Genomic DNA, 16,775 nt, shown 5'->3' on the forward strand with positions numbered 1-16,775 from the left:
AGCGAATACGATGCTGCGTTTTTTTCCACAAAAAGACAAATATATCAAAGAAGCGGCTGAACATGAATTTGATCCATCACTGCCGATTCCCCAACACATCGCGATCATTATGGATGGTAACGGCAGATGGGCGCAAAATCGGCGCTTGCCAAGAGTAGCTGGCCACAAAGAAGGCATGGAGACGGTAAAGAAAATCACGAAACACGCTTCACACTTAGGTGTGAAGGTATTGACGCTTTATGCATTTTCGACAGAGAATTGGAAACGGCCGAACGAGGAAGTAGACTTTTTGATGCAACTACCAGTCGACTTTTTCGACACCTTTGTTCCTGAGCTAATCAAAGAAAATGTTCAAGTCAAAGTGATGGGGTTCACGGATTCTTTACCCCTACACACGCAAGAAGCGGTCAAGCGAGCGATCGACCAAACCAAAGACAATACGGGAATGATCTTGAATTTTGCTTTGAATTATGGCAGCCGCGCAGAAATTTTGACAGCTGTCCAAGCGCTTTATGAAGAACTCTCGGCTTCCGGCGAAGCCCTACCAGAGCTCACGGAAGACATGCTGGGGACGCATTTGATGACTGGTTTTTTACCAAGCCCTTTGCGGGATCCTGAATTGGTGATTCGAACGAGTGGTGAGGAACGTGTCAGTAATTTCTTGTTATGGCAGATTGCATACAGCGAGTTATTCTTTACGAAGGCGCTCTGGCCTGATTTCGATGCTGCGTTATTAGAGGACGCGATTGGGAGCTTTCAACAACGAAACCGGCGTTTTGGCGGTTTGAAAACAGAGGAGGAAGAAGAGTGAGACAACGTGTAATCACTGCGGTCGTCGCATTAGCCTTTTTCCTGCCAATTATTTATGTTGGCGGTATTGCCGTCGAATTGCTGGCAGCAGCAATGGCAGGAATTGGTGTTTATGAATTATTTCGGATGAAAGGACTAGCTATTTTCAGTTTTGAAGGAATTCTTTCAATCCTCGGAGCGGTGATCTTAGTTTTGCCTCAAGAACGCTGGTTTTTCTTTTTGCCAGAGGGGACAGATAAAAGTGCCTTGTACTATCTGATCGTTCTTTTGTTACTAGGGATCGCAGTTATTTCGAAAAATACGTATACCATCGATGAAGCTGGGTTTCCGGTGATCGTTAGCTTATATACCGGTGTCGGGTTTGAACGTTTCTTGACGGCACGGTCAGCAACGGATGGATTAGTTGTTTTAGTTTTCGGGCTGTTTATCGTGTGGGCAACGGATATTGGGGCTTACATGGTGGGACGGCGTTACGGCCAACGAAAATTATGGCCGGAGATTTCTCCTAATAAAACCATCGAAGGGGCCCTAGGCGGGATTGCTGCTGCGGTGGTCGTAGCTGGTTTGTATCTATTAGCATTTCCTGGGAAAGATTATTTTGGACACGGTAGTGCCATCATGATTTTATTGACGGTCCTCTTTTCGATCGCTGGGCAATTTGGTGATTTAGTGGAATCCGCGATCAAACGTCACTATGGCGTGAAGGATTCAGGGAATATCCTGCCAGGTCACGGAGGAATCTTAGATCGCTTCGACAGCATGTTGTTTGTGTTTCCAATCATGTATTTATTCGGTGTCTTTTAGAAAATTTTTAAGAAGTGCAGGCTTGGCTTGCGCTTCTTTTTTTAAATTCTTGTTACAACGGGAATGTGAGTTCCTCAACGGGAACCGGTGTGATAAAATAAGGAAAGGCTGCCCTGAATGAGAGGGATGCTGTGAAAGAGAGGAACGAGCATGAAAACGATACTTGTATTTATCATTATCTTTTCCGTGGTGGTAGTGATTCACGAATTTGGACACTACTTCTTTGCAAAACGGGCAGGTATTTTAGTAAGAGAGTTTGCCATCGGTATGGGGCCTAAATTGTTCGCGCATCAAGCGAAAGATGGGACGACCTACACGATTCGGATGCTGCCATTAGGCGGGTATGTCCAAATGGCAGGCTGGGGCGAAGATGAGACTGAATTAACGCCTGGCATGCCAGTCTCCTTGGTTCAAGATGCAACTGGCAAAGTCATCAAAATCAATACAAGCAAAAAGATCCAATTGCCGCAAGCGATCCCCATGGAAGTGACCGACTTTGACTTGGAGGAGAAGTTGACGATCACTGGCTTCATCAACGGCAATGAACAAGAAGCGGTTACGTACGCTGTGGATCATGACGCAACGATCATTCATGAAGATGGCGTTGAAGTTCGGATCGCACCAAAAGACGTTCAATTCCAGTCTGCAAAGCTGTGGCAACGAATGCTGACGAATTTTGCAGGACCGATGAATAACTTTATTTTATCCTTGGTTTTATTCACTGGGTTGGTGTTTGCGCAAGGTGGTGTCGCGAATCAAGATGCAACCGTCGTGACAGGAATCGAAGCAGGAACCCCGGCAGCTGAAGCCGGGCTGAAAAATGGCGACGAAATCCTAGCAGTTGAAGGCGTCGATGTTTCCAACTGGTCAGAATTGACGACAGAGATCCAAAAGTACCCAGCTACTAAGATTACTCTAGAAGTCAAACGAGGAGCGGAAACACTTGATTTGACAGCAACTCCTGCGAGTCAAGAATCAGGGGAGACCACGATCGGTTTCTTAGGGATCACGGCTTCGTTAAAAACTGGGATCGGAGACATCTTACTGGGTGGCTTACAAACGACCATTGACAATTCGCTGGTTATTTTTAGAGCAGTCGGCAACTTGATCGCCCAACCAGATATCAATAAATTGGGCGGACCGGTAGCGATTTTCCAACTGTCTTCTCAAGCCGCATCGCAAGGTGTCACAACGGTGATCGCCATGATGGCGATGATTTCCATCAATTTGGGGATCTTTAATTTATTGCCGATTCCTGGATTAGATGGTGGGAAACTGGTTTTAAATATTTTAGAAGGTGTGCGAGGCAAGCCAATCAGTCAAGAAAAAGAAGGCATCATTACCCTGATTGGGTTTGGGTTTTTGATGCTGCTGATGGTTCTCGTTACCTGGAATGATATCCAACGTTTCTTCTTTTAAAAATAAGACGCACAAGCAAATCAATTGTTGATCGGGTGAACATGATTTTTTGTAGCAAAGGAGAAAAAAATGAAACAGTCAAAATGTTTGATTCCGACATTGAGGGAAACCCCCAGCGATGCGGAGACGTTAAGTCATCAACTGTTAGTTAGGGCAGGGTATATTCGACAAGTGGCGGCAGGCATCTATGTCTACTTGCCATTAGCTCAAAGGGTGTTAGAAAAGATCAAACGGGTCATTCGTGAGGAGCTGGCAGAAATCGATGCTGTGGAGATGGCGATGCCTTCTTTGCTTCCGTATGAACCATGGAAGGAGTCTGGACGGGCCTCATTGTATGGTGAGTCTTTGTATCGGTTGACAGATCGAAACGAACGAGAGATCGTTTTAGGGCCCACTCACGAAGAGCCGTTCACGACATTGATCAAAAACGAGATCACGTCTTATAAGCGGCTGCCTTTGAGTTTATATCAGATCCAAACGAAATATCGGGACGAACAGCGGCCGCGTTTTGGATTGATTCGCAGCCGTGAATTTATCATGCAAGATGGCTATTCTTTTCACGCCGATGAAGCCAGCTTAGATCAAACCTATAATCGCTACGAAATGGCTTACCATGCCATATTGAAACGCTGTGGGATCGAGTATCGGGCAGTGGTCGGGGATAATGGCTTGATGGGTGGCCGAGATTCAAAAGAGTTTTTGGCATTGTCTGGAATCGGCGAAGAGCTGATCTGTTATTCGACTGAAAGCGACTATGTCGCCAATTGGAAACTAGCAACTAGTCAGTATATCGCTAAAAAATCTCATGAGACCTACTTAGAGTTACAAAAAGTCGTTCATAAAGAATCATTATCGTTAGAGGAACTGGCGAAAACACACGATACGGATTTGCAAAAAATCGTTCAAGTATTTTTGCTGCTCGTTGACGAGCAAGTCATTATGGTATTGCTTCGAGGTGATCACAGTCTCAATGAAACAAAAATCAAGCATTTTTTAGCGGCTGATCAAGTGAAGGTCCTGACTGCTGAAGAAGCCGAGTCCTATCTGACCAGTGACACACAACTTCGCAGCCCCATTGAGCTTGCTGATTCGATCCAATTGTATGCGGATCAGCATGTCCAAGATATGGCGAATCTGATCGTCCCAGCGGCAGAAAAACAGAGCTATTTTCTCAATGCAAATGTAGGCCGTGATTTTCAACCACTAGCCTTTGCCGATTTTCGCTTGGTTCAAGAAGGCGATCCTTCCCCAGATGGAAAAGGAACCTTAACCTTTACGCGAGGAATCGAAGTTGGGCATATCTTCAAGTTAGGAACCAAGTACAGCGAGGCCCAAGAAGCGACGGTTGTCGATGAAAATGGCGATGAACAACCAATCATCATGGGCTGTTATGGTCTGGGCGTTTCTCGGCTGCTTTCAACAATCGTCGAACAATACGGAAATGAGTTTGGGATCGATTGGCCCCAAGAAATTGCCCCATTTGATGTGCATATCATCCAAACGTCGATTGAAGATAGCTATCAAAATGCCTTAAGTGAAGAAGTAGAAGAAATGATGAACCAAGTCGGCTATCAAGTATTGGTGGATGACCGCAATGAACGTGCAGGGGTCAAATTTGCAGATGCCGATTTGATTGGTTGTCCGATTCGCTTGACCATCGGTAAAAAAGCCGTAGAAGGCATCGTGGAGATCAAAATCAAGCATACTGGCGCAACCGTTGAAGTGAGGAAAGAAGAAGTCGCTTCGACCTTGACGATTTTATTAGCCAGCCAAGAATAAATCGGAACAAATGGTAGATCGAGAGAGGAAATCCTTTCTCGATTTTTTAATGAAAGTGAAGACAAAAAGAGGTATACTAGTGAGTACTGAGAAAAGGAGGATCTTCAATTGTCAAAAGAAAGAGAGACCTTTGAGATATTATTAGACCAAATTGCAGCTGCCCCAAATCTTCGGCAGCATCCGTTGATGCAGACTGCCCAAATCAGACAAGTAACCGTGCATCGACAATCAAAAGCGTGGACGTTTTATTTCCAATTTGAACGTTTATTACCGGTGATGGTGTATCAATCCTTTAAACAACACATTGAACTAGCGTTTAAAGAGATCGCGGAAGTTCGCATTGTCATTGAAGCTCAAGATGGTTCCTTCGATGAGCAGTTCATTCAAGAATACTGGCCATTAGCGTTAGCCAATCAAAATTGTGATCGGCCGTTAGTTCATCAAGTGATTAAAAATCAAATGCCTATGATTCAAGAGAACAAAGTGATTTTACCCGTCAACAATGATGCGGTCATCACGATTTTGCAGCAACAGTACTTACCGATCATTGAGGAAAATTATGGGACTTTCGGGTTTCAAAAATTTCGGATCTTGCCGCAGCTAGACAAAGAACAGGCTGAGGCAGCCTTGAAAGAACTTGAAGCACGAAAAGAAGAACAAACGGCAGCCTTCCAATTGCAAGCCGCTGAGAACTTAATGGCCCACGAGCAACGCAAAAAAGAAGTCAAAACAGTCGAATTTGACGGACCAATTGCCTTGGGACGTAATATTCCTGCCGATGAACCTGTGACACCGATGATCAATATCATTGAGGAAGAACGCAGAGTTACGATCCAAGGGTATGTCTTTGATAAAGAAGTTCGAGAATTGCGTTCAAAACGGAAGATTTTGATTTTGAAAATCACCGACTATACGTCGTCGTTTAGTGTGAAAAAATTCTCCAATAATGAAAAAGATGAACAAGTCTTTGATGCCATTGCTAAAGGTAGTTGGGTCAAAGTGCGTGGTAGTGTTCAAGAAGATACTTTTATGCGAGATCTCGTTATGAATGCGCAAGATTTGCTGGAAGTCAAACACGAGGCCCGCAAAGATTATGCACCTGAAGGCGAAAAACGGGTCGAACTTCACCTGCATTCTAATATGAGTACGATGGATGCAACCAACAATGTGGCAGACTTTGTCGCTCAAGCTGGCAAGTGGGGCCATAAGGCGATTGCGATCACCGATCATGGTGGCGCACAAGGGTTTCCTGATGCCCATCACGCCGGAGAAAAAGCCGGGGTAAAAATTCTTTACGGTGTGGAAGCCAATATCGTGGATGACGGGGTAGCGGTTGCCTATAATCCGAAGCCTGTCCCACTGACTGATGCCACTTATATCGTGTTTGACGTGGAGACCACCGGATTGTCTGCAGTGTACGACACCATCATTGAATTGGCCGCTGTGCGGATGCATAAAGGCAACGTGGAAGGCTCCTTTGATGAATTCATCGATCCTGGCCATCCTTTATCACGAACGACTGTAGAATTGACGGGGATCACCGATGAAATGGTTCGGGGGTCAAAATCGGAAGAAGAAGTCTTACGTTTGTTCCGTGAGTTTTCTGAAGGAGCCATTCTAGTTGCCCACAATGCGTCATTTGATATGGGCTTCTTAAATACAAGTTATCGAAAATACGGTATTCCAGAAGCAGAAAATCCCGTCATTGATACATTGGAACTCGCTCGTTATTTGTATCCAGAGTTTAAGCGATTCGGTTTAGGTGTCCTTTCCAAAAAATTCGGCGTTAGTTTGGAGCAACATCACCGAGCGATCTACGATGCCGAGGCAACCGGTCATTTAGCGTGGATCTTTGTCAAAGAAGCGATGGAAAAACATGACATGCTGCTGCACGAAGATTTGAACCGACACGTTGGGGGCGAGAACTCCTATAAAGCAGCTCGGCCTTTCCATGCCACGATCTTAGCCCGAACACAGGCGGGATTGAAGAATTTATTCAAGCTGATCTCGATGTCGAATGTGAAGTACTTCCATGATAAAGTCCCGCGGATCCCGCGCTCAGAATTGGTGAAATTGCGGGAAGGATTGTTAGTCGGAACCGCTTGTGATAAAGGGGAAGTCTTTGTCGCAATGATGCAAAAAGGGGTCGATGCAGCGCGGGAACTTGCTAAGTTTTATGACTATATCGAAGTCATGCCCAAAGCAGTTTATGCCCATCTCCTAGAAACGGAGCTCGTGAAAAGCGAAAAAGACCTAGAAGACATTATTCGGAATTTGATCCAAATGGGTGAAGAGTTAGGGAAAATCGTTGTTGCTACTGGGAATGCCCACTACCTGAACGAAGAAGATGCCATTTATCGTAAGGTCTTGATCAATTCAATGGGGGGCGCCAATCCCTTGAATCGACATAGTTTACCGGATGTACACTTCCGAACAACCGATGAGATGCTGACCGCTTTTCAGTTTTTAGGTCCAGAAGTAGCGAAAGAAATTGTGGTGACGAACCCAAATAAAATCGCTGATCTCTGTGAAAAAGTCATTCCGGTAAAAGATGATCTGTATACACCAAAGATTCCCGGATCTGAACAAGAGATCACCGACTTGAGTTACAACCGTGCCAAAGAGCTATACGGTGATCCATTACCAGAAATTGTGGAAAAACGTTTGAAAAAAGAGCTTGATTCGATCATTGGGAATGGGTTTTCCGTGATCTATTTGATCTCACAAAAACTGGTTCATAAAAGCAATGAAGACGGCTACTTAGTAGGGTCACGGGGCTCAGTCGGTTCTAGTTTCGTAGCAACGATGACTGGGATCACTGAGGTCAATCCATTAGCCCCTCATTATTATTGTCCCGATTGCCAGTATTCTGAGTTTTACGAAGACGGCTCGTATGGTTCTGGTTATGATATGCCAGAGAAAAAATGTCCAAAATGCGGCACACGTCTGAACAAAGATGGCCATGATATTCCTTTTGAAACCTTCCTTGGTTTCCATGGCGATAAAGTCCCCGATATCGATTTGAACTTCTCTGGGGAATATCAGCCAGAGGCCCATAACTATACGAAAGTGCTCTTCGGCGAAGAATATGTCTATCGTGCCGGAACGATCGGTACAGTAGCCGATAAAACAGCCTTCGGTTTCGTAAAAGGCTTTGAGCGCGATCATAATCTCCATTATCGAGCAGCTGAAGTCGATCGATTGGCTAAGGGTGCAACTGGCGTCAAACGGACAACTGGTCAGCATCCGGGGGGAATCATCGTTATTCCAGACTATATGGATGTCTATGATTTCACGCCGATTCAATACCCAGCAGATGATCAAAATTCAGAATGGAAAACGACCCACTTTGATTTCCATTCCATTCATGACAATATTTTAAAACTGGATATCCTGGGACACGATGACCCAACGGTGATTCGGATGCTGCAGGATTTATCAGGAATCGATCCTAAAACGATCCCCACGGATGATCCGGAAGTGATGCGTATTTTTGGTGGTACGGACGTGCTAGGTGTGACTGAAGAGCAGATCTACTCCAAAACAGGTACATTAGGCATCCCAGAATTTGGGACCCGATTTGTGCGGGGGATGTTGGATCAAACCCATCCATCGACGTTTGCAGAGCTTTTGCAGATCTCTGGTCTTTCCCATGGTACCGATGTATGGTTGGGCAATGCCGAAGAACTGATTCGTCGCGGAGATGCCAGTCTAGCAGAAGTAATCGGCTGTCGGGATGATATCATGGTGTACTTGATCCATGCTGGCTTAGATGACGGGATGGCCTTTAAAATCATGGAGACGGTTCGTAAAGGGCAATGGAACAAGATCCCTGACGACTTGCGGGACACTTACTTGCAAGCGATGCGGGAGAACAATGTCCCTGAATGGTATATCGATTCTTGTTCGAAGATCAAGTACATGTTCCCGAAAGCCCATGCGGCGGCGTATGTTTTGATGGCGTTGCGGGTGGCTTACTTTAAAGTGTACTTCCCAATTCTCTATTACTGTGCTTATTTCTCTGTCCGGGCGGATGATTTTGATTTGATTGCCATGTCAAAAGGAAAAGACGCCGTAAAAGAACGGATGCAAGAAATCACTGACAAAGGATTGGGTGCGTCAACGAAAGAAAAGAATCTGTTAACCGTTCTGGAGTTAGCCAATGAAATGTTAGAGCGCGGTTATGAATTTGGGATGATCGATCTGTATAAATCGGATGCGGAAAACTTCGTGATCGACGGAAAAAAATTGATCGCACCATTTCGAGCAGTACCGAGTTTGGGACTAAACGTAGCGAAACAAATCGTGGAAGCACGGAAAAATGGTCCTTTCTTATCGAAAGAAGATCTCGCCAATCGCGGGAAAGTTTCTAAGACTTTGATTGAATACATGACGGATAACGGTGTTCTAAAAGATTTACCTGATGAAAATCAGTTGTCGTTGTTTGATATGTTGTAAACCACCGGCTGTTCACTTAAGATAAAAAAAAGCACATCATCATAATGGCTAGTATAGCTAGTTTCTGCATGATGTGCTTTTTTGTCTTGTTTGTGAAATCGATCTAAGCAGCCACAATCTGACGAAAATCAGAAAGATCGTGGTCTATTGTGGGAAATCATAGGGGCCAGCCTTGGTAGCGAATCAATCGAACCTTTACCATACAAAGAGGAGAAAAATACTCGTTACCGAAAGAAGCGAATGCCTTTGGTAACGAGTATTTTTCGACAAAGTTCGTTAAATAGCTAAAAAAAGAAAAAAAGCAAAACAGGCAAATACACCATGTACAGTAAGACGGAATAGCCTAAACATGAAGTTGCAAACTCTTCATCCCCTTGGTAGTTTCGTACAAGGATCGGGACAGAGTTTTGGACGGGCATAGAGGCTTGAATAATAAACACAGAAAGCATCAATTCAGGAACAGGGATGATTCTGCTTAACAGCCACACAACGAGGGGCGAAAGAACGAAACGACCAAACAAGACACCGACAATGTCTTTCGTCATTCGCAAATTTTTGAGTCCCCCAAAGTAGACGATGATTCCGATAATAAACATTGATAAGGGTGTCGTCAAATCTGCTAGATAGCTTCCAAGGCCATCAACAAATGAGGGCAGCGGTAAGGTGAATAGCATCCAGATCAAACCGATGATGAAACCAATCAAGGCTGGTGAAAAAATCTTTTTTAGCATGACCAATGGATGAAAGGAAATCCGGGCTTCACCAAAATCAGGATTGTCTTTTGCTAACTCAAAAATACCGATGGTCCAAAATAATGTCGTATTTACAATATAGTACAACAACACATAAGGAACAGCTTTTTCACCAAAAATAGCTAAATTGATCGGTAAGCCGATGAAGATCGTATTGGAAAAGGTAAACATGGCGGAAAATGCGCCTTGGTGTTTGGCTTCAACTTGCGCGAAACGTCGCCATAAATAACCAGCGAAGTAAGTGATCATCATGGAAAGTAATGGGATGATCATCCCCGAAACCAATGAAAGAAATTCATCTTTCGTAAAGTTTTTAATAATCGTTAAAAACATATTGGCTGGTAATGAGACATTTAATACCAATTTTGAAAACGTATCGGCGGTTCGATTAGAAAACCATTGTTTGTAAGACAACCAATAACCGATAAACATGAGACTGAAAATGACAAAAATATTGATATATGCTTGAAACATGTGCTCACCTCTCATTTACTATAGCGAAAGGCAGAAGAAGAAGCAACTGATTCCCATTTGAAAACAACAAAAAACCAAACCACTCATTGAGCGATTTGGTCAAGAATTACTAACGTTGCTGCTTGCCTGCGTTACGACCTTTTCCACTAGGCTTTGTCGTGTTCAACGCTTTTTTGACAGCTTCTGTTTTTTCAGGAGTTACATCTTTGCGAGGCGTAACCACCGTTTTTGGCGGATTGGCTTTCATTTCTGCTTCGACTTGGGCACGAATTTTTGGTTTCATGATGACATTCGTGATAAATGTTTGGATACAACTGAAGACCCCACCGACTACCCAATAAAGCGTCACACCAGCTGGTGCACTCATTGACATGAAAACGATCATCAATGGAGAAACGATCAACATGGTTTTCATCGTTTTTTTCTGTTCTTCCGGAATCCCAATGGTTGAGATGTATCCTTGTGCCAGGTAGGAAATACCAGCAATCGCCACAAAGAGGATGCTGGGGTCACCTAATGATACGCCAAAGAACTCAGAGTTTTGGATTCCTTGTGTGTAACGGGCGGTGAAGTAGAGGGCAGAGAAGATCGGCATCTGAATCAGTAAAGGCAAACAACCGATACCGCCAAACATACTGACGTTGTTTTCAGAATAGATTTTTTGCATCTCCGCTTGCGCTTGCATTTGTTCTTCCCGAGTGGTTGCTTTCTTCAAATTGGCTTGCGCAATATCCACTTGAGGTTTCAGAAACTGCATTTTTTCACTTTGAATCATCGTTTTTCGAGACTGATGGATCCCTAATGGTAAGATAATGACGCGGACAACGATCGTTACGGCGATGATCGCCCAGCCGTAAGACCAGTTGAAGTTTTCAACGAGCATCGTGATCATATCACCTAAAGGTTTCACCAAAAAGCGATAAATCATTCCTGTTTCTTTCGGCGTACCATCAGCATTGGTACTGACACAGCCTGATAATGCTAATAACAGGCCAAATAATCCTGATGAAAGCAGCCATTTATTCATTTTAGACATTCTATTCTTCCTCTTCACAATAAATTTAGACAAAAATAACTATACTAAAAAAGACCGACTATTTCAATGTACAAAGAGAAATTCATTGAAAAATCAATCTTTCGACTTAGAAAACATTCAATTATCAATAATAGACTACATCAAAGCTAGTACGTTCTTTAATGGTATCGTCTGGTTGGATGTCGATTTGGTTCACTTTTCCAGCGGGAGAAGGAGAATCTTTCACTCCGGCAACAAAGGCATCGATGATTTTTTCATCTCCCATTGCTTCAATCGAAACAGAACCATCTGCCTCATTTTTTACAGATCCTGTGACCCCTAACTGATCGGCAAGCATTTTCGTGGTATAACGAAAGCCGACACCTTGGACACGCCCTTGAACATGGATTCGTAGTTTCTTCATGGACAATCCCTCCTCTGCTTATAATGATAGCGTTTTTTCAGTAAAAGAACAAGTTAGATCGATTGACTCATGCTATAATAAATCGAGGTGACCACATGAAAGAAATTCAATCGAAAAAAAATACCTTTATCAAGGAAATCAAAAAACTAACACAAAAAAAACACCGTACACAGACCAATACGTATTTGATCGATGGCTGGCATTTAGTGCAAGAAGCGCTGCAGGCCAAAGTACCTATCAAAGCGTTGTTGGTGACACCGCGAGGGTTAAGCGAAGCCAACGGGCAGCTCGATGATTATCAGGAAGAAAGCTATTTAATCACAGAGGAGATCGCAGCGATGCTTTCTGATTTACCAACACCACAAGGAATTTTTGCCGTGGTGGAAAAGCAAGAGCAAAACTTACAGACACTGACGGGTAATTGGTTGATTTTAGATAATGTGCAAGATCCCGGGAACGTTGGTACCATGATTCGAACAGCGGATGCTGCTGGATTTAGCGGGGTGTTTCTCGGCGAAGGAACAGCAGATCTTTACAGCACAAAAGTCTTGCGCAGCATGCAAGGAAGCAACTATCATTTGCCGATTTTAGAAGGAGCGATCCCGCCATTTCTAAAGCAGCTACGCTCAGCTGGCGTGACGATTTATGGCACCGAATTAAATAAAGAAGCCGTTCCTTATACCGAGCTTCCTAAAGAACAAACAACTGCCTTCATTTTAGGTAACGAGGGACAAGGGGTTCACCCAGAACTGTTGGCTTTGACTGACAAAAATGTGTATATTCCCCTCTATGGTCAGGCGGAATCATTGAACGTCGCCATTGCAGCCGGAATTTTGATGTATTTTTCTGTCAGATAGATTTTTAAGGAACTGTTAAACTATTTGAATCTATTGCACCTCACCTAGAATCTTCGATGAATAGGTGCTATACTTTGTCTTGTAACAATCAAGCAGATCAAAAAAAGGTGGCAGACAAAAATTTATGACAGAAAAATGGCAAGAAGATAGCGAATATATGTCTTACGTGGCTGACCTGTTAGAAACAGAAGCTGTAAAAAAATTAGCCAACTTTGTGCAGCATATGAACTCCACACGTTTGGAACATTCGATCAGCGTCTCTTATTATAGTTACAAATTGGCCAAGAAATGGGGCGGCGATGCTCGTGCAACAGCTCGTGCAGGACTCCTTCATGATTTATTCTACTATGACTGGCGTACCACAAAGTTTGATGAAGGTACCCATGCGTATATGCATCCACGAATTGCAGTAAAAAATGCTGAAAAAATCACTGAACTAAGTGATCTAGAAAAAGATATCATCTTGAAACATATGTGGGGAGCAACGATTGCGCCGCCACGTTATAAAGAAAGCTATATTGTCACAATGGTTGACAAATATTGTGCGATCAAAGAAGCATCAGAACCACTTACAGAAAGTATGAAAGAAAAATGGCAACAACGTTTCTGGAAGAAACATCGTACGATTCAATAAGAAAAAAGTTCTTCGAACCAGCCGGTTCAAAGAACTTTTTTTGTTTGCTTAGCCAAAAATAAGTTGGAGGATCGCTGCACCTACATAAAGGATCAGTAAGGTGATCAATACCGTTAAGTGTCGTCTTTTGTGCATAAAAAGAATCGCTACGAATTCTCGTAAGAAGGCATTTGGTAAATAGTAAAAGGCGGTAGGTGCTCCGATACCATCTGCTTTAAGTTGTGCTTGATCTGCATAGAGACCGGCACGAAAAATATGGTAATTGTTGGAGGAAAAAATTACTTTGTAGCCATTTGGCTTTAAGGAATCCATGATTTCCTTCGAAAACTTCATGTTTTCATAAGTAGTCGTGGAATTTGTTTCTACTAAAATCTCTCCTTCGGGCACTCCTTGCGCAACTGCATATTCTTTCATCGCGACAGCTTCTGGCAACTTTTCATCGCTTCCTTGGCCGCCTGACATCAGTAACCGAGGAGCGGTTTTTTTCGCTTTAAATTGCGCTTCGTAGAACGAGATTGCTTTATTGATACGCTTGGCCAATAAAGGGGAGACCGTGGTGCCATTCAAAAGACCTGCTCCTAAGACGATGATAAAATCTTGATTGTAACGAGGATGATTGAACTGATAAATGACTGAAATCGATAAAAAGTTCAAAAAGACCACAAATAGATACATCAGACTTAGGGGAACAACGCCGAATAAGGTTCGGATCCAATCCGGGAAAAAGTGCAAAAGGGTATCTGAAAATAATAAAACGGTCAAAACCACTGCTAAGATCAGGGTCAATAGATTGGCGATTGATCGCGACTCTCTTCGTAAAACAATAATGGAATTCCAGTAAAGAAAGACCACGAGAATGGCTAAGCCGAATAATAATACAGCAAAGAAGATCGCTAGCAAAACAGCCAATAGACCACCTACAAGAATATCTTGTGTTCGGTATAGATTAATGACTAGGTAGCCACCAAATGCTAAGACAAACAAATTAAAGAGCAAGCCATTTACGAGTCGGTGCTTGTTGCGCCGATAAGAAAATAAAAAAAGGCCGGCGAAGGCAACTGGTATTAGAATAAAGAAACTGCCTGTCCGTAATTCTGAGACGGCTAAATAAATCAGCAGGGCTAAAATCGTCCAACAGCACTCAAAAAAGAAAATATCTGGCTCATCTTTATTCTTGCGCCACTTTTGAACGACGATCACACCCGTCAAATAGCTGATGGCAAAAATCAGCAATTGCGTAAAATCCATGTTTTTCACTCCTTTAACGATACACCTAGTATACCGAAAAATGACAAAAATTGCTTGTTGCTAAGGTCAAAGTTGCTGAAATTCTTGCAATTCGCTAAAATGAAGAAAAGAAGGAGGAAGGAACATGCAATTAGGTGAAGTGATTCGCGTTGAACGGCCCGCTTTTTATGTGATCGGAAAAGAAGGCAAGGGATTAGCGGAAGAAGGAGCTTCTTGGGTACCAGCGCTATGGGAACTTGCAACAAAGGATTTTGAAGAGATCGAATTTCTAGTGAGCGATCAAAAGGCAGAAGAACTGGAATTTTGGGGCTTAATGAGTGATGGCACTAATTGGTTAGAGCCTTGGCAAGAAACCGGCCGTTATTTGGCAGGCGTTCAAGTCCATACAGAAAATTTTCCTCCCGTCGGTTGGGTCCGTTGGGAAATGCCCGCAATGACCTATCTCGTTGTAAAAACGGATGAAAAAAACTTGACCATGATGACTGAAAAAATGTTGATGGAAGTTTTACCAGAAAATAACGTCCACTTGTCAGCAGCGATCCAAGAAAGATATCTTCCTCATTTTAAAGAAGGGGAAGTTGAATTGTTTTTCCCTGTTGAGCCTTTGGCAGCAGCAACGGTGGAAACGGTAGAATAAAAAAAATCTGTCCGAGAAGCAATCTTTGCTCAGGACAGATTTTTTCTTTGGTTTGGATTAAAAAAGATTCTCGAAAAAGGTAGACACACCGCGCCAAGCACGAACAAAGATGTTGGCTTTTTCTACCGTTTGTGTTGTGACCAATCCTGCAGTTTCGTCATGATCAGAAGCATCAATATAACCAAGCGTATCAGCTGGAATCGAAGCACTTACAGTACCGACTTCTGTGCCCTCAGTCAATGGCGCTTGCAGGGCAGAATCACGATAATGCTCATTAAAGTCAATGGTTGTTTCAAAGGCTGTTGCATCCATATCTCCACGTACCCATAAGGTCAAACCTTGATTTAAGGCAACGGGAACACTCAATTCTTTCCCATCTTTGACTGCCACCGTCTGTGTATCTTCTAACTGTGCATTTTCTGGTAGAATTTCTACTTGTTCCCAAGCATCGAAGGAGTAGTCCATCAACCGACCTGTTTCGATAAAACGTACGCTTGGATTTTCCGCATGACCATTAACGTTTAGCACGACGGTGATAATTCGTTGACCATCCTTGACGGCGGTTCCGACAAAGCAGGCGCCTGCCATATCTGTCGTACCAGTCTTAAGACCGTCAACACCATCTTTAGTATTCGTAAAACCTGGAAGCATCCAGTTCCAATTGACCATCTCGACAGGCGAATAGGAACCTTCGCCAAATTGTTTGGTGGAAAGACTTGTTACTTCTAAAACGTCTGGAAAGTCTTGCAGCAAATGGCGAGCAATCAGGGCGACATCTTTTGCGGATAGTTCGTTTTCGTCAGTAGAAGTTGACCCGGGATAGATATTGTCCCCTAAATAAGTATTGTTCAAGCCAGAAGCATTGACGATCTTTGCATCGGTAATGCCCCATGATTGCACTTTTTCTTGCATTTGATCAACAAAGGCACTTTCAGACCCAGCAATCAGCTCCGCGAGCGCTACGATTGCAGCATTTGCAGATTGGATATAACTGGCATCATACAAATCTTTTACTGTATAGGTAACGTCTTGATGCAAAGGGACATTCGATAAGTTTGGCGACACGCTGAGATTCGCGGCATAATCTGAAATAGGGACAGGATCATCCCAAGCGATGGTTCCTTGCTCTACTTGCTCAGCTACAAGGTAGAGACTGATGATCTTGGTGATGGAGGCGATGCCCATGGCGGTCTCACCATCTTGATCATACAACACTTTGCCTGTGTCAAAATCAATGGAGTAAGCGGCTTTTGCATCGACTGAAAAATCTTGGATCTCTTCGGCGCTCATAGCTGTATCATCAGCATACGAAACGACGGGTAAGCCGGCAGCAGCAAAGAGGATTGCCAAAGCAGCAACGATGGAATACCCGAACTTGGTTATTTTCTGCATATATGTAGTAGCTCCTTTAAAGTTGTATCTAAGCAAAAATTTTAACAAAGAGTATCCACCGTTGCAATACTC

The 16,775-nt window shown here is 43.4% G+C and carries 13 protein-coding genes; 8 read left to right on the forward strand and 5 right to left on the reverse strand.

Features of this window, described 5'->3' with window-relative positions:
* The first annotated feature begins 10 nt into the window (after positions 1 to 10).
* From IGJ74_RS06690 to IGJ74_RS06710, 5 genes are all read left to right on the forward strand, one after another.
* Positions 11 to 811: an isoprenyl transferase gene (locus IGJ74_RS06690; RefSeq protein ID WP_005236994.1), complete on the forward strand. Its 801-nt coding sequence runs from the start codon at positions 11 to 13 to the stop codon at positions 809 to 811.
* A complete protein-coding gene (locus IGJ74_RS06695; protein ID WP_005236992.1) occupies positions 808 to 1,614 on the forward strand; it encodes a phosphatidate cytidylyltransferase in 807 nt (268 codons plus the stop codon). Before IGJ74_RS06690 ends, IGJ74_RS06695 begins: the two co-directional genes overlap by 4 nt.
* Before the next feature lie 150 nt (positions 1,615 to 1,764).
* Entirely contained in the window at positions 1,765 to 3,033 is a 1,269-nt protein-coding gene (gene rseP / locus IGJ74_RS06700; protein ID WP_087664346.1) for an RIP metalloprotease RseP, read from the forward strand.
* Between the two features lie 69 nt (positions 3,034 to 3,102).
* On the forward strand, positions 3,103 to 4,812 hold the full coding sequence (locus IGJ74_RS06705) for a proline--tRNA ligase (RefSeq protein WP_218193240.1): 1,710 nt from the start codon (positions 3,103 to 3,105) through the stop codon (positions 4,810 to 4,812).
* Between the two features lie 108 nt (positions 4,813 to 4,920).
* Positions 4,921 to 9,270 (forward strand): PolC-type DNA polymerase III, encoded by a 4,350-nt coding sequence (locus tag IGJ74_RS06710; RefSeq protein ID WP_218193239.1) that lies wholly within the window; start codon positions 4,921 to 4,923, stop codon positions 9,268 to 9,270.
* Between the two features lie 284 nt (positions 9,271 to 9,554).
* Here the strand turns inward: IGJ74_RS06710 and IGJ74_RS06715 are convergent, their stop codons facing one another.
* The 3 genes from IGJ74_RS06715 to IGJ74_RS06725 form a co-directional block, all read right to left on the reverse strand.
* Positions 9,555 to 10,496 carry an AEC family transporter gene (locus IGJ74_RS06715; RefSeq protein WP_034872197.1) on the reverse strand — a complete coding sequence of 314 codons (942 nt, stop codon included), beginning with the start codon at positions 10,494 to 10,496 and terminating at the stop codon, positions 9,555 to 9,557.
* Positions 10,497 to 10,605: 109 nt separating this feature from the next.
* A complete protein-coding gene (gene yidC, locus IGJ74_RS06720) occupies positions 10,606 to 11,532 on the reverse strand; it encodes a membrane protein insertase YidC (RefSeq protein WP_086299625.1) in 927 nt (308 codons plus the stop codon).
* Positions 11,533 to 11,656: 124 nt separating this feature from the next.
* Entirely contained in the window at positions 11,657 to 11,935 is a 279-nt protein-coding gene (locus IGJ74_RS06725; RefSeq protein WP_005236969.1) for an acylphosphatase, read from the reverse strand.
* Positions 11,936 to 12,030: 95 nt separating this feature from the next.
* On the opposite strand from IGJ74_RS06725, the gene IGJ74_RS06730 reads away from it, so the two are divergent.
* Positions 12,031 to 12,792, forward strand: a complete 762-nt coding sequence (locus IGJ74_RS06730; RefSeq protein ID WP_008381120.1) for a TrmH family RNA methyltransferase — start codon at positions 12,031 to 12,033, stop codon at positions 12,790 to 12,792.
* Positions 12,793 to 12,916: 124 nt separating this feature from the next.
* Positions 12,917 to 13,426 carry an HD domain-containing protein gene (locus IGJ74_RS06735; protein WP_005236965.1) on the forward strand — a complete coding sequence of 170 codons (510 nt, stop codon included), beginning with the start codon at positions 12,917 to 12,919 and terminating at the stop codon, positions 13,424 to 13,426.
* Between the two features lie 48 nt (positions 13,427 to 13,474).
* Here the strand turns inward: IGJ74_RS06735 and IGJ74_RS06740 are convergent, their stop codons facing one another.
* Positions 13,475 to 14,674 carry a YdcF family protein gene (locus IGJ74_RS06740; RefSeq protein WP_016621250.1) on the reverse strand — a complete coding sequence of 400 codons (1,200 nt, stop codon included), beginning with the start codon at positions 14,672 to 14,674 and terminating at the stop codon, positions 13,475 to 13,477.
* A 124-nt stretch (positions 14,675 to 14,798) separates the two neighbouring features.
* Here IGJ74_RS06740 and IGJ74_RS06745 point away from each other — a divergent pair, with 124 nt between their 5' ends.
* Positions 14,799 to 15,311: a GyrI-like domain-containing protein gene (locus IGJ74_RS06745; RefSeq protein WP_008381124.1), complete on the forward strand. Its 513-nt coding sequence runs from the start codon at positions 14,799 to 14,801 to the stop codon at positions 15,309 to 15,311.
* 57 nt (positions 15,312 to 15,368) lie between these two features.
* Here IGJ74_RS06745 and IGJ74_RS06750 read toward each other — a convergent pair whose 3' ends face one another.
* Complete coding sequence (locus tag IGJ74_RS06750) at positions 15,369 to 16,703, reverse strand: serine hydrolase (protein ID WP_016621251.1); 1,335 nt, start codon at positions 16,701 to 16,703, stop codon at positions 15,369 to 15,371.
* Positions 16,704 to 16,775: the final 72 nt, after the last annotated feature.

Source organism: Enterococcus sp. AZ009 (genome assembly GCF_050548785.1).
In the GTDB taxonomy this organism is placed as follows: domain Bacteria; phylum Bacillota; class Bacilli; order Lactobacillales; family Enterococcaceae; genus Enterococcus_D; species Enterococcus_D entomosocium.